This is a genomic window from Stenotrophomonas sp. (assembly GCF_050737075.1).
Taxonomy (GTDB): Bacteria; Pseudomonadota; Gammaproteobacteria; order Xanthomonadales; family Xanthomonadaceae; genus Stenotrophomonas.
The window spans coordinates 1-21,404 of the sequence record NZ_JBOHXV010000067.1; the positions used below are offsets into that span (position 1 = coordinate 1).

The window sequence follows — 21,404 nt, forward strand, 5'->3', positions numbered from 1 at the left end:
TCACTCGGCGCGGCGTGGCTCTACGTAATAAAAAAACGCCCCGCTTTCGCGGGGCGTTTTTTTCAGGCATTGCCCGCGTCATGCGCGAACTCAACGGGCCCTACATCCATCCCGTCGTAATCCTCCACCCCGTTGGCTTCGGCCAGCGTCTGCAGCTCATGGTTGCGCACGTCCAGCGAGGCCTCGCTGTGCACTTCAACCCGCTCCACGTGCAGCACATGGTAGGGCGCCTCACCGTCTTCCAGCTCCGGCTCGAACACCTCCACCACGGTGTAGCCCTGCCCCTCCAACACCGTGGCCAGGCCGTGCAGCGGCTCCGGGGTGGTGTTGACGAAGAAGTAGCCCCACACGAGCGGACCGTTGAGATCCCAATCGGTGTTTTCACGGATGTTGGCGAACATCTCGTTGATTGCGGTGATATCCATCAGCGTTCCTCCAGTGCCCTGCCGCCGGTCGGCGCAGGAGCGATGGGCGCGAGCCTACCGGGTTTGCGTGTCATTTGCCGCATCCCTGCAGTTTGATGGCCTGGCCCTGGCGCAACGCGTAGGCCGGCGCCTTGAGCCCGTTGGCCTTGGCCAGCTCACGCACGTCGCAGTCGAACTTGTCGGCGATCCGGCCCAGGGTCTCGCCCTTGCCGACCTTGTGGCTGCGCACCGGCTTGGCCTTGGGCTTGGCCACGGCCACCGGCGCGACCGGGGTGGTCGCCGGCACCGTCGGCTGCACGCCCGCCACCGGCACCACGCTGCCGACCGCCACATTGCCGGTGTAGCTGGCTGCGGTGGGACGCACGATGGCGGCATTGAGGTCAGCGGTGATCAGCGTGCGGGCCAGGTCGGCGCGCGGGCCGCTCACGCAGTAGCGGTTGTACAGCCCGGCGATGCGGGTGGTGGCATTGATGATCGTCCCGGCCGGAATCCAGCCGTCGGCCTCGTAGCGCGGGTTGAGGTTGCGCAGCGCGCGCATGTAGCCGTCGCGGGTGCCGGTGCTGCCCAGGCAGATGGTGAGCTCGTAGATGGTGGTGGACTTGGACAGGCGGATCGTGGCCGGCTGCGCGCTGACCTTGGGGAAGTCCACGCCGTACTGCTGCGGGTGCAGGTAGATCCACGCCGCGGCGATCACCATCGGCACGTAGTCCTTGGTTTCTGCCGGGAACTGGTTGTAGACGCTGTCGACCCAGAAGCTCTGCCCCACGTTCTGGCGATATACCCGCCCGGCACGGCCTTCGCCGCCGTTGTAGCCGGCCAGCGACAGTTCCACGTTGTTGTTGAGCTCACGCATGCGCTCGTTGAGGTAGCTGGCACTGGCTTCGGCGGCACTGCGCGCGTCGAAGCGGGTGTCGAAGCCGGTGCCGTCCGGGCCCAGGCCAAAGCGGCGGCCAGTGGCCGGCATGAACTGCATCAGCCCGGCGGCGCCCGCGCGCGAGGAGGCGTGCACGCGGCCATTGGATTCCTTGGCCATGATCCCGAACAGCAGCGCCTCGGGCAGGCCGCGCTTTTCCCATTCCGGCCACATCACCGCGCGCAGGGTCTGGTAGTTCTCGTAGGTATTCATCAACGCCGGGCGCATGTCGGTCAGCCAGCGGCGGATGCCGGCCTGCACCGCGGGGTTGTACTCGACCATGTTGTCGAAGGCGTGGCGCTTGTCGTTGAGCAGCGCGGCGGCACGCGCGGCCTCGGGCACATCGGCGGTCAACGGGCCGACATGGTCCGGGTCGGCCTCCAGCAGGCCGCCATCGCTGGCGATCCCGTCGCTGTCGTCGCCATCGCGCGCATCGGCATTGTTCTTGAGCAGGCGCTTGTAGGTGACCAGCAGGTTGCTGACCTGGCAGCCCTTCTGCGCCACGCAGGCACTGATGACGTCTTCCATGTCCTCCAGCGCGGCGTCGCCCTCGTTCTTGCCCTTCGGGTCGGCGTTGGTGACCAGCACCAGCGCGTTGGCATAGCGCTTCTCGGCCGCGGCCATGCGCTGCTCCAGCGCCTCGACCTTCACCCGGTCACGGGCAGAGACGCGCTGGGCATGGGCCTCGGGCACGAAGGAAAGCACGGCGGCAAGCGCCAACAGCGGCCAACCACGGACAAGCAAGACAGGAACGGGCATTTTTGGCACTGTGGGCGAAAGAAGGGGCAGAGTAGCCGCGCCACTCGCATCGGGGCAACCCGGTCAGGTGACCGACACCCGCCGACGTTTAGAATCCCGCCCATTCACATAGCACGTCCACAGAGCGAGTTGACCATGGATCCGATCCTCCTCGGCAAAGGCATCACCGACGATATCGCCGTGACCCTGCAACCTCGGTTCGGCAATCGCCATGGCCTGGTGGCCGGCGCGACCGGTACCGGCAAGACCGTCACCCTGATGACCCTGGCCGAAGGCTTCTCGCGGATCGGGGTGCCGGTGTTCCTGGCCGACGTGAAGGGTGACGTATCCGGCCTGGCCGTTGCCGGCGCCGGCACCGAGGCGCTGCTGCAGCGCGCGCGCTACCTTGGCGTGCCCGACTACGCCCCGGCGGCCAGCCCGACCATCTTCTGGGACCTGTACGGCAAACTGGGCCACCCGGTGCGCACCACCGTCAGCGAAATGGGCCCGACCCTGCTGGCCCGCATCCTGGAACTCAACGACACCCAGGCCGGCGTGCTCGACATCGTGTTCAAGCTGGCCGACGACCGCGGCCTGCTGCTGCTCGACCTGGACGACCTGCGCGCCCTGCTCGGCCTGGTCGCCGAAGAGCGCAAGGACATTTCCACCGAGTACGGCCTGGTCAGCGCGCAGTCGGTGGCGGCCATCCAGCGCTCGCTGCTGCGCCTGTCGCAGGATGGTGGCGAATCGTTCTTCGGCGAACCGGCGCTGGAACTGGCCGACCTGATGCGGGTCAATCACGACGGACGCGGCGTGATCGGCCTCCTCGCCGCCGACCAGCTGGTGCTCAAGCCGCGCCTGTACTCCACCTTCCTGCTGTGGCTGCTGTCGGAGCTGTTCGAGACGCTGCCGGAAGTGGGCGACCTGGAGAAGCCCAAGCTGGTCTTCATCTTCGACGAGGCGCACCTGCTGTTCAACGACGCCCCGGCCGCGCTGGTGCAGCGCATCGAGCAGGTGGTGCGGCTGATCCGCTCCAAGGGCGTGGGCGTGTACTTCTGCTCGCAGTTCCCAGACGACGTGCCGGCCAACATCCTGGGCCAGCTCGGCAACCGGGTGCAGCATGCGCTGCGCGCGTTCACCCCGCGCGACCAGAAGGCGGTGAAGACCGCCGCCGAGACCTTCGTGCCCAACCCCAAGCTGGACGTCGCTGCCACGCTGGCCAAGCTGGGCACCGGCGAGGCGCTGGTCTCCACACTGCAGGACAAGGGCATCCCCTCCCCCGTGCAGCAGACCCAGATCGCACCGCCGCGCTGCCGCATGGGCGCGATCACCGAGGCCGAACGCGCGCAGGTGCGTGCGGGCAGCCCGGTCGGCACCCGTTACGACACGGCGGTGAACCGCGAGTCGGCCGCCGAACTGCTGGCCCAGCGTGCCGCCAAGGCGGTGGAGCAACCGGATGCGCCCAAAGCGCGCACGCGCCAGCAGGACGAGGCGCAGGAAGGCGGCTTCGGCCAGTCGATCAAGGATGCGATCTTCGGCACCAAGCGCCGCCAGGGCATGATCGAAACCATGGCCAAGCAGACCACCCGGACCGTGGGCACCAAGCTGGGCAACCAGATCGTGCGCGGCATCCTGGGCGGCATCTTCGGCGGCAAGCGCTGATCGAATGTCGCGTTGGCGTCCCCCGGCGGAAAAGAGTACGGCCCTGATTACCGCACAGGGCCATCAGCGATTGAAGAACGAGCTGGACGACCTGTGGCGCGTTCGCCGCCCCGAGGTGGTCAAGGCACTGGCCGCGGCTGCGGCCGAGGGCGACCGCTCGGAGAACGCCGAGTACACCTACCGCAAGAAGCAGCTCGGTGAGATCGACCGGCGCGTGCGCTACCTGACCAAGCGGCTGGAGTCGCTGCGGGTGGTGGACACTGTGCCTACTGATCCGCGCGCGGTGTTTTTCGGCGCGTGGGTGGAGCTGGAGAACGTGGACAGCGGCGATACCAGCCGTTACCGCATCGTGGGCCCGGATGAGACTGATGCGGGCGCCGGCTGGATCAGCATCGACTCGCCGCTGGCGCGTGCGTTGTTGAAGAAACGCGTGGACGACGAGTTCGAGGTGGAACTGCCGAGCGGCCGCACCGGGTTCGCGATTCTGGCCGTGGAGTACGAGGCGGGGTGAAGCGGTGGCGGCGGTTACGCCGTTCGTCGCAATGCGTTACCGGGCGTTGAACCGTTGTCGGCGTTCGTTTGGGAACCGAACCTACCGCGACGCGCCATGCGGCCCGGGATACACCCTGCCCTCGCGGACGGGCCGGAAATATTCGGCGTTCCGGTAAAACGCCTCGTCCTGATCGGAATGCCAGCCCGGAATGCCCATCAACGGCAGCGGCCGCAGTTCCAGCGGGTCATTGAGCACGTCACCACGCACAATGGCCCGCGCCACCTGCTCCACCGCCTGCGCATCATCATCGCCCTGCACCACCAGGCACTTGCCCACCAACAATCGGGACGGCAACAACGCCTGCTCCATCAACGCATGCCCAAACACGGCAGCCACCGCGATGGTGCCACTGCTCCAGTCCTCTCTCCACCTTAGGAACAGAGCGCTCCAATCGTGGCCATTCCACGCCTGCAGCATCGCCGCATCGCGCACCCGCACAACCACACCGGTCTCATCGAACTGCGTCAGCGCCGCCTGCGCGCGGGTGCGCCCTCCCGAACCCTCGCCATCCAGGTCGCGGCACTGTCGCGCATTGAGCGCCCGCTTGATCGCCGGATAGCGCGCCCACACCAGCGCGTTGAACAGGTCGTGCCAGTTCTGTGCACGGGTGGCGATGCACCCGGCCGCGATGCGCCGTTCGTAATGCAGGCCGTCGGCCAGCAACACCTCGTCCTGCTCTACCAGCCGCTTGCCCGGCACGCCAAGCCGCTGATCGAGCGCTGCCACGCCCGGCCAGTCAGCCGACACCATCACGTCATCGAACGCACCGAACGCAGCAAACACCGGATGCGCGAAACGCATCGGGTCCACGTCCGCGCGCGCCGGCGCGATGAAACGCCGGCGCCCGGCCGCCGGGGTGGCGGCCGCCTCGCTCACAGCACCTTGAGGTCGAGCAGCTTCTTCGCCGGGCTTTCGTCGATCAGCGCGTCGCCGTACAGATCATGGTCGTCGCTTTCGGTGATTTCCACGTCCACGAACTGGCCGACGCGCAGACGGGCCTCGTCGGCATTCTGGATATGCACCAGGCCGTCGATCTCAGGCGCATCGGCCTTGGAACGGGCCACGGCGATACCGTCTTCAATCGCATCCACCAGGCACTGCTGCACGGTGCCGATCTTGGCCTCCAGGCGCGCGGCGGAGATCTCGGCCTGGCGGGCCATGAAACGGGCCAGACGCTCCTGCTTCACTTCTTCAGGCACCGGGTCGGGCAGGTCATTGGCCGTGGCGCCGGTCACCGGCGAGTACGCGAACGCGCCCACGCGGTCCAGCTGCGCCGCGTCCAGGAACGACAGCAGCTCCTCGAACTCGGCCTCGGTCTCGCCCGGGAAGCCGACGATGAAGGTCGAGCGCACGGTGATGTCCGGGCACAGCTGGCGCCAGCGCTGCACGCGCTCCAGGGTCTTGTCGACCGCGCCCGGCCGTTTCATCAGCCGCAGGATGCGCGGGCTGGCGTGCTGGAACGGAATGTCCAGGTACGGCAGGATGCGGTTCTCGGCCATCAGCGGCACCACGTCATCCACGTGCGGGTACGGGTACACGTAGTGCATGCGGGTCCAGGCGTCCAGCTCGGACAGCCCTTCGCACAGCGACTTCATGCGGGTCTGGTAGGCCTTGTCGCGCCACATGCGCTCGGCGTACTTGACGTCCACGCCGTAGGCGGAGGTGTCCTGCGACACCACCAGCAGTTCCTTCACCCCGCCACGCACCAGCCGCTCGGCTTCGCGCAGCACTTCGTCGACCGGGCGCGAGACCAGCTTGCCGCGCATCGAGGGAATGATGCAGAAGCTGCAATGGTGGTTGCAGCCTTCGGAAATCTTCAGGTAGGCGTAGTGACGCGGGGTCAGCTTGATGCCGTAGTCCGGGACCAGGTCCACGAACGGGTCATGCTTGGGCGGCAGCGCCGCATGCACGGCCTCCATCACGCTCTGGTAGTCCTGCGGGCCGGACACGGCCAGCACGTCCGGATACGCCTCGCGGATCTGCTCCGGGCGCTTGCCCAGGCAGCCGGTGACGATCACCTTGCCGTTGGCGTTCATCGCCTCGCCGATCGCGTCCAGCGACTCGGTCACCGCCGAATCGATGAAGCCGCAGGTGTTGACCACCACCACGTCGGCCGAATCGTAGGAAGGAACGATGTCGTAGCCCTCGGCCCGCAGCTGGGTGAGGATGCGCTCGGAATCGACAAGGGCCTTCGGGCAGCCAAGGCTGACGAAGCCGACTTTGGGGTTCAGCTGGGACATGGAATCGCGGGACTCTGGGGGCCTGGGCCCACGCCGGAATGGCGGGGGGACCTGGGGCCGGAAACGGCGGCAAGTATACCGGCGTTGGGGGCCGAGCCCTGAATGCATCGGCTGCTGCGGCAACACCAACCGCCACGCCGTGCACGCCCGCGACACCCCGCTAACCTGCGCCGCGCGGATAATGAACGTCTGAACCAACAGGAGTCTGGCAATGGGTGAGTGGGTCACGCTTGATACGCATCACGGTCCGGTCCGGGCCTGGCAGGCCACGCCGCAGGGCAAGCCGCGCGGGGGCCTGGTGGTCATCCAGGAGATTTTCGGCGTGAATGCGCATGTCCGTGAGGTGGCCGAGGGCTACGCCGCGGAAGGCTACGCCGTGTTGGCCCCCTCGTTCTTCGACCTGATCGACGGTACCGAGGCCGATCCCGACAACCTGCCGTACGACGCGGACGGGGTGAAACAGGGCCTGGAGCATGTGAACGCACTGGGGGTGGAGAAGGCGCTGGAAGTGGTCCGCGCCGCCGCCTCGCGACTGGCCCCGGCCGGCAAGGTCGGCACGGTGGGCTACTGCTGGGGCGGCAGCATCGCCCTGCTCGCCGCGCTGCGCCTGGGCCTGCCGTCGGTCAGCTATTACGGCGCCCGCAACGTGCAGTTCCTGGACGAAACGCCCAAGGCGCCGGTCATGTTCCACTTCGGTGCCCACGACAAGAGCATCCCGCCGGAGGCCATCCAGGCCCACCGCGAGAAGCTGCCCAAGATGGACACCTTCGTCTACCCCGCCGATCACGCCTTTAACCGCAGCGTCGGACATGCGTATGATCCGGACAGTGCCGAGCTGGCACTGAAACGCACCCTAGTCTTCTTTGCGGAGCATCTTGGATGAGCGATTTCGAACTGGATTCACGCCTGGCCACCAACAGCGTGCTGGTGGACCAAGGCCCGTTGTCGCAAGTGCGGTTGATGAACGACGAACGTTATCCCTGGCTGGTGCTGGTGCCGCGCGTGGCGGGCATCACCGAATGGCTGGACCTGGACGGCAACCAGCAGGATCAGCTGCGATCGGAATTGAACCGGTGCTGCAAGGCGCTCAAGGGCACCGACGGGGTCGAGAAGATCAACTTCGCCACGCTGGGCAACATCGTGCCGCAGCTGCACTTCCACGTGGTCGGCCGGCATGTCGGCGACCCGGCGTGGCCGGCGCCGGTGTGGGGCAATGGCCAGCCCCGGCCCTTCGATGCCGCGGTGCTGCAGGAGCGTGTGGCAATGTGGAAGGAACGGCTGGGATACTCGCCCAAGACCTGATTGGCCGTCTCTTTGAGACCGTCAAGGCGGGCGGCAGCAACTGCCGCCCGACTCAACCTTCGCCCCCGGGCTCTCAGGCGAAGGGCTTGTAACGGGTTGAAACCTCCGCCAGGCAATCTGGTGAGTTGCCCCGGCAGAACATGCCATCCGGGTCGGTGTAGTGCAGGCCGTACATCGCCAAGTCATTGAGCATTTTGTTTCCTGCCGCCGAGGGCCCGCGGTTTTCCATGGTCAACGTGCCGGCAGAAAGCATGTAGGCCTTGAGGACAGCCGCAACATCGATCTTTTCCTGGGTTTCCCAACCCCGGGCAATGGCGCTCTGCAACGGCGTGCAGCTGGCGAGGAACTGATCGACCGGGATCGCAGGGATATCCTGGAACAATGCTGGCGCGTAAATGCCTGGTGCGGGATTCACCGCAAAATAGGACAAAGCGCTGACGACGGGAGTATTCCCGCTGTCCGTAGAGCCGTCACTGCTCAGTAAGTCGTAGAGACTTTTGGCCAACATGCCTGCACCAAGAGCGTCAACAGCATCGCCCATATGGCCTGCCGCACTCAGCGTGCGCGTGGTCGCAGGTGCGGGTCTTCCTGCCAGCGCAGTGCGCGCCAAGCGCGAGTTGCGCCCGGCGCGTGCGAAGGCGCTACCGATACCGCGCCCGGAGACAAGCGTCAGACCGTCCAGTAGCGCGGAGAGTTCGGGGTGCTTTTTCTGGATCACCATCGACACGGTCGACACTCCTCCGAGCCCAGCAGCCATCAAACCCGCCGCTATCCGCAATCCAATACTCCCACCGCAGGAGAAAGGCGCCAGTGCCACGCTGATAACACCGGCGACCACCCCTACAATGTTCATCGGGTCATTCAGGAGCGGGTCTTCCAAACGGCGCCGTTCGCTCCACACTTCGATCCGGTGCCCGCGGGGATCGCTGTAATTGACCGGATCGTTGCTGCAATAGGTGTAGCGGCTGGCACCGCCCCATCCGAAGGGACTCCAGGAATCCGGTGAGTGAAAACGGCAATTCTCGGGGTCATACAGGCGGTAGCCATTGCCCAGGTGATACAGCCCCATCGGACTCATTGGCTCACCCTTGAAGCCCAACCACGTAACCCCTGAGTTGCCCGAAGGCCAGCGACAGCCGAATGGCGTGTAGCTGAAGTACTTAACTTTTGCGGCAGAAAGGTCATAACTGGCAAAAATAGAGCCGGCTGCATCACGCAACTCAAAGCTGGTGGTGGTCTCGACCTCACTATCAAGCTTCTCTTTGGTGCCAACCTGCTGCAGCAGGCAACTTGAGCTCTCGTTAAGCAGGATGATGGTCCGGTCGCACCACTTCAGAGTAGAGGTGGGACAGGGCGCGATCACCAGCCGCGTGGCATAAACCTTGTTTCCCCGGTAGTGATACGTATGAGTATCCAGGTCGGAAACGAGGCTGCGAATACAACCGAGACTGTCATAGTTAAACGCGTAATGCTGACCAGAACCTACACGATCAAAGCGCTTCACCTGACCGTTAGGATGGTAGCTGATCGTGTCCAACCCACACTTTATGACCCGACCTCGCTGATCATTGACGACCGGGCGGCCGTCTTCCGTCGATATCTGCCCCGGAACTTCACCGGAAAAAGTATAGGTCGAAACGAGAGGACCTTCCGGGGAAACGCCCTCCGGTTTAAGTAGATTTCCCAGAGTGTCATAGTTGAACTTCTGAGAGGTATACGCTTTCCGCATGTAGTTCGTTGGCGGGTGTTTTCCCGTACAAGACCATGCAGCCAGCCGACCATCGTTCTGATACTCGTAGTTGTCGCTCCGATACTCCGTCCCCTTGACCATCAGAACGCTCTTTTTCAATCGACCGTCGCTCAACAACGTGCGATCAATAGACAATGCATCAAAGCCATCACAGGTAAACGTGCGTTTGATCTCGCGACCCATAACGTCGTAGTCAAAGGTGATCACCATTTCTTTCTCGGTGGACAGATCCTTGACCGTTTCTTTCAACAGCTTGCCTTCGCTGTCGTACTCGAAAAGCGTTTCTGCCTTGCCCGTCGTACTGAGTTTGCTGATCCTTCCGTGCAGGTCATAGGTCGATTGGGTCGTATTTCCCGCGATGTCCTTGAACTGAACAAGGCTACCTTGCAGACTATACGTCGACTCAGAAGTAAGTCCCTCGTACGTTTCGCTGTAGGTAAGGCTGGCGAGGTCCAGCGTACTGGAGAACTCACTACCTCGTGCCGTTTCGACGCCCTGATCGAACGGAGATGCAATTTTGATAGGCAGTATTTCGGGCGGTGGCTCCGGATCGTGACTGGACTCAGAGACCACACCCTGGATTACCAGCTTTAAATCCAGTTCCGGCAATCCCTGTTTGAAAGCATCGTCGACATGAACAAGCGCACTATTCGTGGGATCGAACGGTCCGATGTCGATGGGTACTTTGAGGGAAATAGAGTGCAAGTGCGGCCTTTTTTCTGGCGTCATCTCTGGCTTCACTTCTGGCTTCACATCTCCCTCGAGGAGCTGCGCGCTGTTCCCGGAAACGCTGTGGAATAGGCCTTCAGGATCACCAACACCACTGTCGCGCCCCCAATTCATGCCGCCGTCGGTATAAGCGAATTTGGTTTCCGCAAGCCCCTTGGGCTGTAAGGCCGACACCCTGCCGAATCCGTCGCACTTCTGTGTTCCCAACTCAATCGTCGCGGTTCCATCAGACAAGCTGGCCTTGGTGGCAACAGCAGCGGCGGTATGGTCAGGGTAGGCGTTCTTGACGGTCGCGTCGCCTGACACCAGTTGGGTCACCCGTCCGAACACGTCGTACTGCCAAGTCCTGTCCTGGCTATCGGTCTGCGAGACCTTCGTGCAGCGTCCCGTCGCATCATGCTCAAGCGTCCGGTGCGCCAGCGACGTCTCTTTGTCTTTCGCCGTCACACTGAAGTACTCGACCTTCTTCAGCCATCCTTCGACGCTGGAGGTAGTCACTGTCTTGAGGTAGGGGAACGCCTTCTCTTCCCACTCGGTCACCGTGTTGTTCGCGGCATCGTACTGGCGGTTGAATACAGCCTCTCCTCGCGTCAGCGTGGTCAGCCCATCAGCCGGCGTGGAGTACACGTCCGTCAAGGTTTCGATTGACTCGCCAGCGCCGTCGCGCAATGTTCGAACGAGGGTGCGATTGCCTCTATCATCGTATGACGACGTGACGACGCGCTCCGTCAACTTGTCTCCGTTCGCCAGATAATCGAGTGCAGCATGCTCCGCCACACGACCGTACTCGTCATATTCAATCTTTGACAGGACGAGAGTCTTTCCGCCTCTGTCCATCTGCACCTCGATTTGCCGCCCCAGGTCGTCGAAGACGGTTCGACGTGAGTTCTCTCGGGCGGGGGCTGCAGTCTCGGCGGGCTTGGGGGCGGCGGGCTTGGGGGCGGCCGTCTTTGAAGCCTTGCCATCATCGAGAACATGCCCCGTCAACGATGAGCACCTGATCTTGGTGCTTGCTTTACTGCCGTCCTCAGACGTGACATCGGTACTCAATACAAATTGATCATTCAGGTACTCACGCTTGATGACCGTATCAACGTTCGAGTTCGTGACCTTGGCACCCGCCTTGTCAATCAAATGCACCTGGATGCGCGAAGGCAAACCATAGTCTGCCGGATCAGTGCTGTAATCAATGGTCTCCACCGTCATTGGGCCGTTGTGACTGGCCAGCTTCCAGCGGCGCGAGCCTGTGAGGGCTTGAAGCTTCAGTGTCGCCAATTCCTCTACGACCTTCTTCGATATGATCGGAACCAGACGCTGAAGATTGTCCTTGCGCACCTCGCTAGACTCAACAAGACCGATGAACAATTTCTGAAAAAGCTTTTCCTCCAGGTCGTTCAGGATGTGCCACATGATCCATTCACGGGGGTCGCGCGGCTTCTCGCCAAGGGTTCCCAATTCCGAACGAAAGTCGACATTCAATCGTCCATCTTTGGGCAGACCGTCCATCCATTTGACAACATCGTCCCCACCAGCAATAAGCGCTGCATAGCGTTGGTCGAACGTACTCACCGATACGAGATCAGGATCAATCACCGTCAGCACTTTTTCAATGACGGGGACATCGCCTTTCGTGAGATTCTCAACGCCTACTGCCCGTTTCGGCTTCAGCCCTTTATAGGAATAGAACTTCGCCTGGAGGAATGACACGACTTCCCCATCCCTCCTGCAAATCACCTCCGACTCGACAAAATGGTCAAAGCCATAACGCTCCCCCGGGTAGGAAAGTGCCAGGGGCAGGTTGTAAAGCTCCTTTCCAGGGCTGAAGCCCGCCGACTCCTTCGTATGTGCGCGCTTTTCCTCTTTCGCCCACGTCAACCCGCTGCCGGCGCCCGCTACCCACAGCAATTCGTCCACCGGATAGAACAAGTAGCTCCAGAAGTCATTGTTGCTGTCCTTCAATTCTTCCAGGCTTTTCTTGATGTGGTGCAGGGTCGTGCAGTAGGTGTATTCGGTTACCAGGTTGTCCTTCTCCAGCCTCAGCAGGTTCCCGTCACCGTCCATTTTCCACTTGACGACAACCCCCAATTCAGGGTGATCCTTCGGATAATCCAGGCTGGCACCGTCCGTCCGCTTTGTCTCAGGATCGATTGCGATATTCTGCTCCACGACCCGGGTTGCGCCATACGTGGTGGTCTCCTCCTTCGTCTGCCGCCCCGCAGCGTTGAAGAACTTGACGACCTTGGTGTTGGCGGCATCATCGGTTTCGGCTGTAAATTCGCTGCTTCCCTCTGTTCGGCCATACGAGTATCGCGTGGTCAGGTTTTTCATCCCCTCAACGTTGGTCCTCTCACAGGAAGCCACTTTCCCTTCAGCACGGACTAGCACTTCACCCGTGGTGGCAGCGCCTGACACGTATGAATTGATGGACTTCAGCGACCCTTGCTCGTAGGCGATTTCCCGCTTGTAGCTCCGTCTTCCATCGCCACCGACGGAAATGCTGGTCAATCGGTGAGAAAAATCTAGCGGCGCGAGTGTCGTCTTGGTTCGCTTGCCGTCGCCATACTGATAGAACGCCGTATGGTTCTCATTGGGATCTGCAACGTCTGCGTACAAGAGATCGTATTTCAACTCACTACCAGCAACGCGGGGAAGAGCTTGAAGTGCCCAGGTCGATTGGGAGTCTTTTCATCAAACGCCAATAACGTGCGCTTCTCATCCTTGATCGCATGAAGACGGTAATGACTCAGCCGGGGTCTCGCGAGCGTAATCCGGCGATCCTCGTGCCAGATTCTCCATTCAAACGTCAGTTGATGTCCCAGCGGGGTGGTGATCGATTTAAGAACATAGTTCAGGGAGGCACGCGGCTGGATGCCCAGCTTTACATATTCGTCGCCGGCTGCTTTGTGCTTATCGGGTATGAACTTGAAGTCCGAGATTTCTTTATCGCTACAGGGTTCCGGCCCGACTTCAATAAGGGTCTCCACCGTTCCATCGCGGTGGTAGATGACCGCCCCCAATGGGTCGATGTTGATGACAAACGTCGGGCACGTCAGACGCGTACCGGACATCATGAACGTCGCGCCGCTGGCCAAGCTGACTTCAAACACCAGCTTGTCATCTTCTTCATTGGGCAATTTGCGAATACGCGTCGTTGCAAGCTGCCAGTCGTCCTCCTTGCCTCGATAGACGAAAGCCACATCGAAGATCGGTCCGACCCGGTTGTTGGCGACCAATTGGGCAATGGCGATACGGGCCGACGCCTGTCCGCTACGCGGATCCACCTGGATGTGATCGGTGGTCAGGTGGTTCATCAGATTGGTGTCGATCATGGCGGTGCGCTCCCAACTTCGGTTGAGGGATCAGGAATGCGGCAACCGGGGCAGGCCTGAAGGCCAGGCGGCGCCAACACCGGATCGCGAATCCAGGCAAGGAGAACCCACGGACGACCGACGCAGTCGACCGACACCCAGTCAAAGACGGGTTATGAATTCCGGGTTGGCAAGGCCCCGCGAATGAATCACAGAGCGGACAATACGCGCGGCAAACAGCCTTCGATAAGCAATATCGGCAAATGCTGCTGCAGCAGGCCAGGCCAATGCCGCAACGAGAAAATGCGTGACTGGAGTGGGCTCGGCGGCCGCAGGAACGCCGGCACGTGCTGGCGCGAAACAGAGCACCGGGGGTGCGATGCGCGTTGGCGGCAGCAGCGGATGGCCAGGAAGCGTGTCGCGCTGCGGAAGGAACGGCTACGATATTGGCCCCAGCCCTAAGCGGACCCTGCCCCTGATGCGTTCCAATCTCGTCGCCGCCATCGTCCTGATCGTTGTTGGCCTGTTCCTGCTCGCCAGCAACCTTGGCTGGACCAACATGAACCTGGGTCGCCTGATCCTTACCTGGTGGCCGGTGATCCTGGTGGCGGTGGGGATCGGGTTGTTGTTCGGGCGGGGGAAATAACGAAAAAAGCGCGGATTGCTCCGCGCTTTTTTTTGCTCAGGTGCGCGGCAGGGTCACGCCGGTCTGGCCCTGGTACTTGCCGCCGCGGTCCTTGTACGAGGTCTCGCAGACGTCGTCGCTGTCAGCCTGGAAGAACAGCATCTGGGCCACGCCTTCGTTGGCGTAGATGCGCGCCGGCAACGGCGTGGTGTTGCTGAATTCCAGGGTGACGTGGCCTTCCCACTCCGGCTCCAGCGGGGTCACGTTGACGATGATGCCGCAGCGCGCGTAGGTGCTCTTGCCCAAGCACACCACCAGCGTGTCGCGCGGGATGCGGAAGTACTCCACGGTGCGCGCCAGCGCGAAGCTGTTGGGCGGGATGATGCATTCGTCGCCGACGATGTCCACGAAGCTGCCCGGATCGAAGTGCTTGGGGTCGACGATGGTGGAGTTGATGTTGGTGAACACCTTGAACTCGCGCGAGCAACGCACGTCATAGCCGTAGCTGGAGGTGCCGTAGCTGACGATGCGCTGGCCGTTGGCCTGCTTGACCTGGCCGGCTTCGAACGGCTCGATCATGGCGTGCTGTTCGGACATGCGGCGGATCCAGCGGTCACTCTTGATGCTCATGGGGGGTCCTGGGTGCGGGATGGGGCGATTCTAAAGCGATCAGAGCAGCGAGGAGAGAATCGGGATGCTGGCGCGCGGCCGCTTGCCCACTTCCTCGACCAGCCGCTCGGCGGCGCGCAGGTAAGCCTGTGCGGCGGGCGAATCGGGCGCGGCGGCAGTAATGGGGGTGCCCACATCGCCCTGCTCGCGGATGCCGATGTCCAGCGGCAGCGAACCCAGCAGCGGCACGCCGTACTGCGCGGCCATGCGCTCGCCGCCGCCCTCGCCAAACAGGTGCTCGATGTGGCCGCAGTTGCTGCAGGTGTGCACGGCCATGTTTTCGACAATGCCCAGCACCGGCACCTCGACCTTCTCGAACATCTTCAGCGCCTTCTTCGCATCCAGCGTGGCGATGTCCTGCGGCGTGGTGACGATCACCGCACCGGCCAGCGGAATCTTCTGGGTCAGGGTGAGCTGGATGTCACCGGTACCCGGCGGCAGGTCGATCAGCAGGTAGTCGAGGTCATCCCAGAGCGTGTCGTTGAAGAACTGGGTCATGGCCGAGGTCGCCATCGGGCCGCGCCAGATCATCGGCGTCTCGTCTTCGATCAGGTAGCCGATCGACATGGTCTCCACGCCGAAGGCGCGCAGCGGCTCGATGGATTTGTTGTCCGGGCTTTCCGGGCGACCACTCAGGCCCAGCATCATCGGCACGCTGGGGCCGTAGATGTCGGCATCCAGCAGCCCCACGCGCGCGCCCAGCTTGGCCAGCGCGACGGCAAGGTTCACGGCCGTGGTGGACTTGCCTACCCCGCCCTTGCCCGACCCCACCGCGATCACGTTGCGAATCCGCGGGTGCGGGGTGAGCCCCTTCTGCACCTTGCTGGCCTGGGGACGACGGGACGGACTGGTGCTCACTGCGGGGACTCCGGGCATGCCAAACGGGGGACCCGACACTATACAGCCCCCTCTTTCCCGCCTCTGCGCAGTTGGTCTCCGCCAGTGCCCTGCAGCAATCAAGGCCACCCCGATGTCTTGTCGTGTCCAACCACTGTCCGCAGGAGCCAATAGCGCTCCGAATCTGAATGCCGCATGCACCCTAAACGAGAACTGCGGCACAGAACCGCCACGTCCGCCGCAAGAAACGTTGCTTTTGCAACCAGTTTTATACGCTTCTAATTCAACAAGTTGCATCACAAATGAGAACGAAAGCTTCGCTTTGCCTACCTTGTCTTTATGACTTCTTAATGAACAGTTGACAGGCCGCGTTAAGGCCATGTTAACCTCAGGTCATCAGCTCGTGAGGCTGGTGAACAGGTGGGGGGCAGTGACTGCCAAGACCTGATCCGAGGGCACACGGAGACGCCTGCTGGTCCATGTCACCGGTGTTTTGACGAAACGTTCGTTCCAAGGGGATCCACACATGATGATTCGCAAGTCGCTCAGCCGGAATCCGCTGAGCTTCGCACTGGCCACCGCGATGGTGTTCGCGGCCTCGGCACCGGTATTCGCACAGGACAGCAGTTCGACCCAGACGCCTGAAGAGGCGGAGAAGGCGAAGTCCACGACCACCTTCGACACCGTGACCGTTACCGGTTCGCGCATTGCCAAGGACACCTTCAACTCGGTGTCGCCGGTGCAGGTCGTAACCCGCGAGGAAACCCTGCTCGCCGGCTTCAACTCGACCACGGCTGCCCTGCAGAGCACCGCCGTCACCGCCGGCTCGTCGCAGATCAACAATGCGTACGGCGGCTACGTGACCGATGGCGGCCCGGGTGCCAACACCCTGGGTCTGCGTGGCCTGGGTCCGACCCGTACCCTGATCCTGATGAACGGCCGCCGCGTGTCGCCGGCCGGTGCACGTGGCGCCGTCGGTTCCACCGACCTGAACGTGCTGCCCAACGCCATCGTGGATCGCGTTGAAATCCTGAAGGACGGCGCGTCCTCCATTTACGGCTCCGACGCTGTCGCGGGCGTGATCAACATCATCACCAAGACCAAGGTCGATGGGCTGACGTTCGAAGCGCAGCACAATGCCACCGATGGCGGCGGCGGCGACGAGCGTCGTTACTCGATCGTGTTTGGCCAAACCGGCGAGCGTTCGCACTTCTCCGGCTCCTACGAGTACTACACCCGTAACGATCTGAGCCTGCGCGACCGTGATTGGACCCGTTGCGCGACGGACATGTATCGCGACATCGACGTGGGCGACTACTGGGGCAGCGGCGACTTCATCGACCCGCTGACCGGCAAGTCCAAGTGCTACACGATTGATGCCGGCGGCGTGACCATCAACACTATCGGCACCAATACCCGCACCGGCGTTGCCGCACCGGGCACCTCGGGCACGCGCTTCAACCGCTGGCGCCCGAACTCGGCCGTCACCACCGGCCTGGCCGGCTACGAAGGCGTCAACACCTGGTCGCGCGATACGTTCGACGACGCCATGCTGAACCAGTCGCTGATCTCGCCGGCCAAGACCCACACCCTGTACTTCCAGGGCGGTTTCGACCTCAATGCACTGGGCGACGCCGAGCTGTACTACGAGTTCCTGGGCAACAAGCGCAAGTCGACCCAGACCGGCTACCGCCAGCTCTCGCTCGACTACGCCGTGGGCAACCCGCTGATCCCGGCCAACCTGCGCGACAGCGTTGCAGGCCCGGCGACCAACCTGACCAACGGTCAGCCCATGGGTGTGCGCGCGTTCATCGGCTTCGGCAATGACCAGAGCAAGCAGAACGTCGACTTCCTGCGTTTCAACGCCGGCCTGCGCGGTCACCTGGGATCGGAATGGAACTATGACTTCAACGTCATGCATTCGCGCAGCGATGCCGACTACACCTTCCAGAGCTTCCTGACCAGCCGTCTGGCCCAGAGCCTGGACGTGGTGTCCAACGGCAGCGGCGGCTTTGTCTGCCGTGACGCGTCCAACGGCTGCATTGCCGCGCCGCCGCTGAACTCCAACACCATCGGTGGCAACCTGCCAGCCGACTGGAAGAACTGGGTGTTCGTGCCGGTCACCGGCAATACGCTGTACAAGGAAACGACGTTCAACTTCAACGTCAATGGTCCGCTGTTCGACATGCCGTACGGTTCGGCCGGTGGTGCGTTCGGTCTGGAATACCGCAAGGCCGATATCAACGACACCCCGTCGCAGTACTCCATCGACCAGGACCTGTTCAACCTGACGGCGTCGGCCCCGACCCGCGGCAACGACTCGGTGTTTGAAGCCTACGGCGAGCTGGAACTGCCCCTGCTGTCTGGCGTGACTGCCGCTGAAGAGCTGTCCGTCAACCTGTCCGGCCGTTACACCGACTACAAGTCCTACGGTTCGGATGAGACCTACAAGATCGGCGGTCTGTGGACCCCGGTGAAGTGGCTGTCGTTCCGCGCTTCCTACGGCACGTCCTATCGCGCCCCGGCGCTGTTCGAACAGTTCCTGGGTGGCACCACCGGCTTCCTGTCCGCAGCGAACGATCCCTGCGATACCTATGGCGAAGCCAGCCCGACCTCGATGCGCTACATCAACTGCGCCTCGCAGGGCTTCGATCCGGAGTTCATCCAGACCTCCGGCGTCACCGTCATCACCCAGGGTGGCGCGGAAACCGGCCTGTCCGCGGAAACCTCGAAGGCCAAGACGGCCGGCATCGTGCTGCAGCCGGACTTCGGCAGCTTCGGTGACCTGTCCTTCGCTGCCGATTACTTCGACATCAAGGTGGAAAACGGCGTGCGTGACGCCGGTGGCGCTGCGATCCTGACCAACTGCTACAACAGTTCGGCGGCGGATTTCACTGCCGGCAACGGCGTCTGCCGTCTGATCTCGCGTAATCCGGACACCAACGCGCTCACCGTGACCAACGGCTTCATCAACGTGGCCACCGAGCACGTGCGCGGCCTCGATTTCACTCTGCGCTACGTGCGTGACATCGGCCCGGGCGAGTTCCGTTCGACCGTGCAGATCACGCACTACATCGAGCAGACCGACCAGCTGTTCCCGGAAGACCCGAAGGTTGATTCGGTCGGCATGCTGCGCTCGCCGCAGAACACCGGCACCCTGGATCTGGCCTACAAGTGGAAGAACTGGCAGGTCCGCTACGGTCTGGACTGGATCGACAAGACCGACAGCTACGCCTACTACGAAGAAAACAACCCGGGCCTGTTCGACCCGGCAACCTCGCAGTACAAGCTGTACACGCCGAACTACTTCGTGCAGGCACTTTCGGTGCAGTACGACGCCGACAAGTGGTCGGTCACCGGCGGCGTGCGCAACCTGGCGGACAAGGAACCGCCGACCATTTCCCAGGGTGTGTACAACACCGTCGGCAATGCTCCGCTGTACAGTGGCTATGACTACTTCGGTCGCAGCTACTTCATGAACGTCACCTACTCGTTCTGATCCCGCTTCGCGAGCCGCCGCCCTTCGGGGCGGCGGTTTCGTTTCCGGCCCTGGTAAACCGGTGGTCGGCCCGTACCATGAACAGAGGTTTGCAATGAAACGGATTCTTCTCCTGGCTGCCCTGGCCAGTACGTCTTCCCTGCTGCATGCCAAGCCCGTAGCACCCACCATCGAACAGATGGCCGCGTTCCCGGCCATTTCCAGCCTGTCGCTTTCCCCGGACGGCAAGCAGATTGCCGGGCTCCGTGCCAACGGCGAAGAGCGCTCCATCGTGGTCTGGGACACCAATGCCCTGGACAAGGCGCCCACCGTGATCGGTGCGGGCCGCATGAAATTCCAGAGCGTCAGCTTCATCAAGAATGGCCTGCTGGCCGTGACGCTATGGCAGCCCTACGACCTGCGCACCGACCGCATCAACAAGACCTTCATCAGCAAGTTCCTGATCACCGACACGGAAGGAAAGCAGTGGAAGGAGCCCATCTCCCCGCCGCGCGCCACCAGCCGTAATGAGGAGCTCGAACAGGCCCTGTCCAATTCCACGGTGCTCGATACGCTGCCCAACGATCCGGACCACATCCTGGTGGTGAACGGCTCGGGCAGCAACTCCGGCGACGTGTACAAGGTCAACCTGCGCAACTTCACCTCCCAGCGCATCCAGAAGACCGAAGAGCGCGTGGCTGGCTATGTGACCGACCTCAACAGCGAGCTGCGCGCGCGGCTGCGCCAGGACGTGGACGGTACGGGTGCCTACATCGCTACCGAGTTCCGCAACCCGGCCAACAATACCTGGGAGGAGCACTTCCGCTCGTACGTGAAGGACCGCGATATCACCCAGGTGGTGGGGTTTGCCGATGACCCCAACACCGCCTTCGTGCAGAGCAACGTGGGCCGTGACAAGACCATCATCTACGAATACGACATCGCCGCACGCAAGCAGAAGGAAGTGCTGTTCGAGCACAAATTCTTCAATGCCGGCAACGTCCTGCTGAACCGCTACAAGAACGTTGAAGGCGTGCCGTTCGGTGCGCTGCTGGGCGTGGGCTACAGCGGCCCGCGCGAGAACGAGATCCAGTGGACCAGCCCGGCCTTCAAGTCACTGGAGCAGGGCCTGCGCCAGGCGCTGGGCGTCACGGCAAGTGACGTCACGCTCGTGGATCCCGCCACCGGCCAGCGCGCCACCACCCAGCTGGACACCGGCAAGTCGGTCCGCCTGCTCGACTACAGCGCCAACCTGAAGACGTTCCTGGTCGCGGTGTCGGGCCCGGCCAACGCGCCGGAATACTATCTGTTCAACGACGGCAAGCTGACCCTGCTGGCCAAGTCCTACCCGCAGATCGACCCGGCCGCGCTGGGCACCACCAAGCTGGTCTACTACAAGGCCCGCGACGGCCTGGATATTCCGGCCTTCCTGACCACGCCGAACACCGAGCTGTGCGGTGCCGGCCCGTGGAAGGCGGTGGTGCACCCACATGGCGGTCCGTGGGCGCGCGACGGCATGGACTTCGACGGCTCCATGTGGGTACCGTTGATGGCTTCACGCTGCATGGCCGTGCTGCGTCCGCAGTTCCGCGGTTCGGCCGACTGGAGCCGCCGCCTGTGGATGGCCGGCGACGCCGAGTGGGGCCAGAAGATGCAGGACGACAAGGATGACGGCGCCAAGTGGATGATCGAACAGAAGATCGCCCAGCCCGGCCACATCGCCATGTTCGGCTTCTCCTACGGCGGCTACTCCGCGTTCGCCGCCTCCGTGCGCCCCAATGGCCTGTACAAGTGCGCCATTGCCGGTGCCGGCGTGTCGGACATCAAGAAGATCTGGTCGCGGTTCTACACCAACCCGTTCTTCCGCCAGGCGCAGGCCAAGACCGTTGACGGCCTGAACCCGCTGGACAAGGCCGGCGAGATGAAGATCCCGCTGATGGTCTACCACGGCGACCGCGACCGCACGGTGCCGATCGAGCAGTCGGAGTGGTTCGTGGCCAAGGCCAAGAACTCCGGCCAGCCGGTCGAGTTCCATGCCATCGCCGATTACGCACACGGCCCCGCATGGACCCGCGAGATCATGGGCGACCAGCTCAAGCTGATCGACGACTACCTGGGCAAGGGTTGCGGCGGCGGCGGTCTGTAAGCAAGGTCACCCGACCAACGGTCGGGTGC

The 21,404-nt window shown here is 62.8% G+C and carries 15 protein-coding genes; 7 read left to right on the top strand and 8 right to left on the bottom strand.

Annotated features, from left to right (window positions below):
* Nucleotides 1-62: 62 nt before the first annotated feature.
* Entirely contained in the window at nt 63-425 is a 363-nt protein-coding gene (locus ACREPD_RS15335; RefSeq protein WP_431600122.1) for a ribonuclease E inhibitor RraB, read from the bottom strand.
* Between the two features lie 70 nt (nt 426-495).
* Nucleotides 496-2,097: a transglycosylase SLT domain-containing protein gene (locus tag ACREPD_RS15340; RefSeq protein ID WP_431600123.1), complete on the bottom strand. Its 1,602-nt coding sequence runs from the start codon at nt 2,095-2,097 to the stop codon at nt 496-498.
* Nucleotides 2,098-2,232: 135 nt separating this feature from the next.
* On the opposite strand from ACREPD_RS15340, the gene ACREPD_RS15345 reads away from it, so the two are divergent.
* The gene (locus ACREPD_RS15345) at nt 2,233-3,738 is read left to right on the top strand and encodes a helicase HerA-like domain-containing protein (protein WP_431600124.1); all 1,506 of its coding nucleotides are present in this window, start codon (nt 2,233-2,235) and stop codon (nt 3,736-3,738) included.
* A gap of 4 nt (nt 3,739-3,742) precedes the next feature.
* A complete protein-coding gene (gene greB, locus ACREPD_RS15350) occupies nt 3,743-4,249 on the top strand; it encodes a transcription elongation factor GreB (RefSeq protein WP_431600125.1) in 507 nt (168 codons plus the stop codon).
* A gap of 81 nt (nt 4,250-4,330) precedes the next feature.
* Here the strand turns inward: greB and ACREPD_RS15355 are convergent, their stop codons facing one another.
* Both ACREPD_RS15355 and rimO read right to left on the bottom strand, forming a co-directional pair.
* Nucleotides 4,331-5,167 (bottom strand): DUF3025 domain-containing protein, encoded by an 837-nt coding sequence (locus ACREPD_RS15355; RefSeq protein WP_431600126.1) that lies wholly within the window; start codon nt 5,165-5,167, stop codon nt 4,331-4,333.
* Nucleotides 5,164-6,531, bottom strand: coding sequence for a 30S ribosomal protein S12 methylthiotransferase RimO (rimO, locus tag ACREPD_RS15360; protein WP_431600127.1), 1,368 nt, complete (start codon nt 6,529-6,531; stop codon nt 5,164-5,166). The genes ACREPD_RS15355 and rimO overlap by 4 nt, the downstream gene beginning before the upstream one ends.
* A 211-nt stretch (nt 6,532-6,742) precedes the next feature.
* Between rimO and ACREPD_RS15365 the strand changes: the two genes are divergently transcribed.
* Together ACREPD_RS15365 and ACREPD_RS15370 are read left to right on the top strand one after the other, a co-directional pair.
* Nucleotides 6,743-7,414: a dienelactone hydrolase family protein gene (locus ACREPD_RS15365; protein ID WP_431600128.1), complete on the top strand. Its 672-nt coding sequence runs from the start codon at nt 6,743-6,745 to the stop codon at nt 7,412-7,414.
* Nucleotides 7,411-7,833, top strand: a complete 423-nt coding sequence (locus ACREPD_RS15370; protein WP_431600129.1) for an HIT domain-containing protein — start codon at nt 7,411-7,413, stop codon at nt 7,831-7,833. Before ACREPD_RS15365 ends, ACREPD_RS15370 begins: the two co-directional genes overlap by 4 nt.
* Nucleotides 7,834-7,906: 73 nt before the next feature.
* On the opposite strand, the gene ACREPD_RS15375 is transcribed toward ACREPD_RS15370, so the two are convergent.
* Together ACREPD_RS15375 and ACREPD_RS15380 are read right to left on the bottom strand one after the other, a co-directional pair.
* Nucleotides 7,907-12,940 carry an RHS repeat-associated core domain-containing protein gene (locus ACREPD_RS15375; RefSeq protein WP_431600130.1) on the bottom strand — a complete coding sequence of 1,678 codons (5,034 nt, stop codon included), beginning with the start codon at nt 12,938-12,940 and terminating at the stop codon, nt 7,907-7,909.
* Entirely contained in the window at nt 12,937-13,641 is a 705-nt protein-coding gene (locus tag ACREPD_RS15380) for a hypothetical protein (protein ID WP_431600131.1), read from the bottom strand. Before ACREPD_RS15380 ends, ACREPD_RS15375 begins: the two co-directional genes overlap by 4 nt.
* Nucleotides 13,642-14,098: 457 nt before the next feature.
* On the opposite strand from ACREPD_RS15380, the gene ACREPD_RS15385 reads away from it, so the two are divergent.
* Nucleotides 14,099-14,266: a LiaI-LiaF-like domain-containing protein gene (locus tag ACREPD_RS15385; protein ID WP_259205760.1), complete on the top strand. Its 168-nt coding sequence runs from the start codon at nt 14,099-14,101 to the stop codon at nt 14,264-14,266.
* A gap of 36 nt (nt 14,267-14,302) precedes the next feature.
* On the opposite strand, the gene dcd is transcribed toward ACREPD_RS15385, so the two are convergent.
* On the bottom strand, nt 14,303-14,875 hold the full coding sequence (gene dcd / locus ACREPD_RS15390; protein ID WP_431600132.1) for a dCTP deaminase: 573 nt from the start codon (nt 14,873-14,875) through the stop codon (nt 14,303-14,305).
* A gap of 39 nt (nt 14,876-14,914) precedes the next feature.
* On the bottom strand, nt 14,915-15,790 hold the full coding sequence (gene apbC, locus ACREPD_RS15395; protein ID WP_431600133.1) for an iron-sulfur cluster carrier protein ApbC: 876 nt from the start codon (nt 15,788-15,790) through the stop codon (nt 14,915-14,917).
* A gap of 487 nt (nt 15,791-16,277) precedes the next feature.
* On the opposite strand from apbC, the gene ACREPD_RS15400 reads away from it, so the two are divergent.
* Entirely contained in the window at nt 16,278-19,250 is a 2,973-nt protein-coding gene (locus ACREPD_RS15400; RefSeq protein ID WP_431600134.1) for a TonB-dependent receptor plug domain-containing protein, read from the top strand.
* Nucleotides 19,251-19,344: 94 nt separating this feature from the next.
* On the top strand, nt 19,345-21,375 hold the full coding sequence (locus ACREPD_RS15405; protein WP_431600135.1) for an alpha/beta hydrolase family protein: 2,031 nt from the start codon (nt 19,345-19,347) through the stop codon (nt 21,373-21,375).
* Nucleotides 21,376-21,404 lie beyond the last annotated feature (29 nt).

What these genes read in the sequence shown, in the direction of transcription:
- greB (WP_431600125.1), top strand. Translation starts at nt 3,743, where the DNA reads ATGTCGCGTTGGCGTCCCCCGGCGGAAAAGAGTACGGCCCTGATTACC.
- ACREPD_RS15370 (WP_431600129.1), top strand. Translation starts at nt 7,411, where the DNA reads ATGAGCGATTTCGAACTGGATTCACGCCTGGCCACCAACAGCGTGCTG.
- ACREPD_RS15335 (WP_431600122.1), bottom strand. Translation starts at nt 425, where the DNA reads ATGGATATCACCGCAATCAACGAGATGTTCGCCAACATCCGTGAAAAC.
- ACREPD_RS15340 (WP_431600123.1), bottom strand. Translation starts at nt 2,097, where the DNA reads ATGCCCGTTCCTGTCTTGCTTGTCCGTGGTTGGCCGCTGTTGGCGCTT.
- ACREPD_RS15405 (WP_431600135.1), top strand. Translation starts at nt 19,345, where the DNA reads ATGAAACGGATTCTTCTCCTGGCTGCCCTGGCCAGTACGTCTTCCCTG.
- ACREPD_RS15345 (WP_431600124.1), top strand. Translation starts at nt 2,233, where the DNA reads ATGGATCCGATCCTCCTCGGCAAAGGCATCACCGACGATATCGCCGTG.
- ACREPD_RS15380 (WP_431600131.1), bottom strand. Translation starts at nt 13,641, where the DNA reads ATGATCGACACCAATCTGATGAACCACCTGACCACCGATCACATCCAG.
- dcd (WP_431600132.1), bottom strand. Translation starts at nt 14,875, where the DNA reads ATGAGCATCAAGAGTGACCGCTGGATCCGCCGCATGTCCGAACAGCAC.
- ACREPD_RS15400 (WP_431600134.1), top strand. Translation starts at nt 16,278, where the DNA reads ATGATGATTCGCAAGTCGCTCAGCCGGAATCCGCTGAGCTTCGCACTG.
- apbC (WP_431600133.1), bottom strand. Translation starts at nt 15,790, where the DNA reads ATGCCCGGAGTCCCCGCAGTGAGCACCAGTCCGTCCCGTCGTCCCCAG.
- ACREPD_RS15365 (WP_431600128.1), top strand. Translation starts at nt 6,743, where the DNA reads ATGGGTGAGTGGGTCACGCTTGATACGCATCACGGTCCGGTCCGGGCC.
- ACREPD_RS15385 (WP_259205760.1), top strand. Translation starts at nt 14,099, where the DNA reads ATGCGTTCCAATCTCGTCGCCGCCATCGTCCTGATCGTTGTTGGCCTG.
- rimO (WP_431600127.1), bottom strand. Translation starts at nt 6,531, where the DNA reads ATGTCCCAGCTGAACCCCAAAGTCGGCTTCGTCAGCCTTGGCTGCCCG.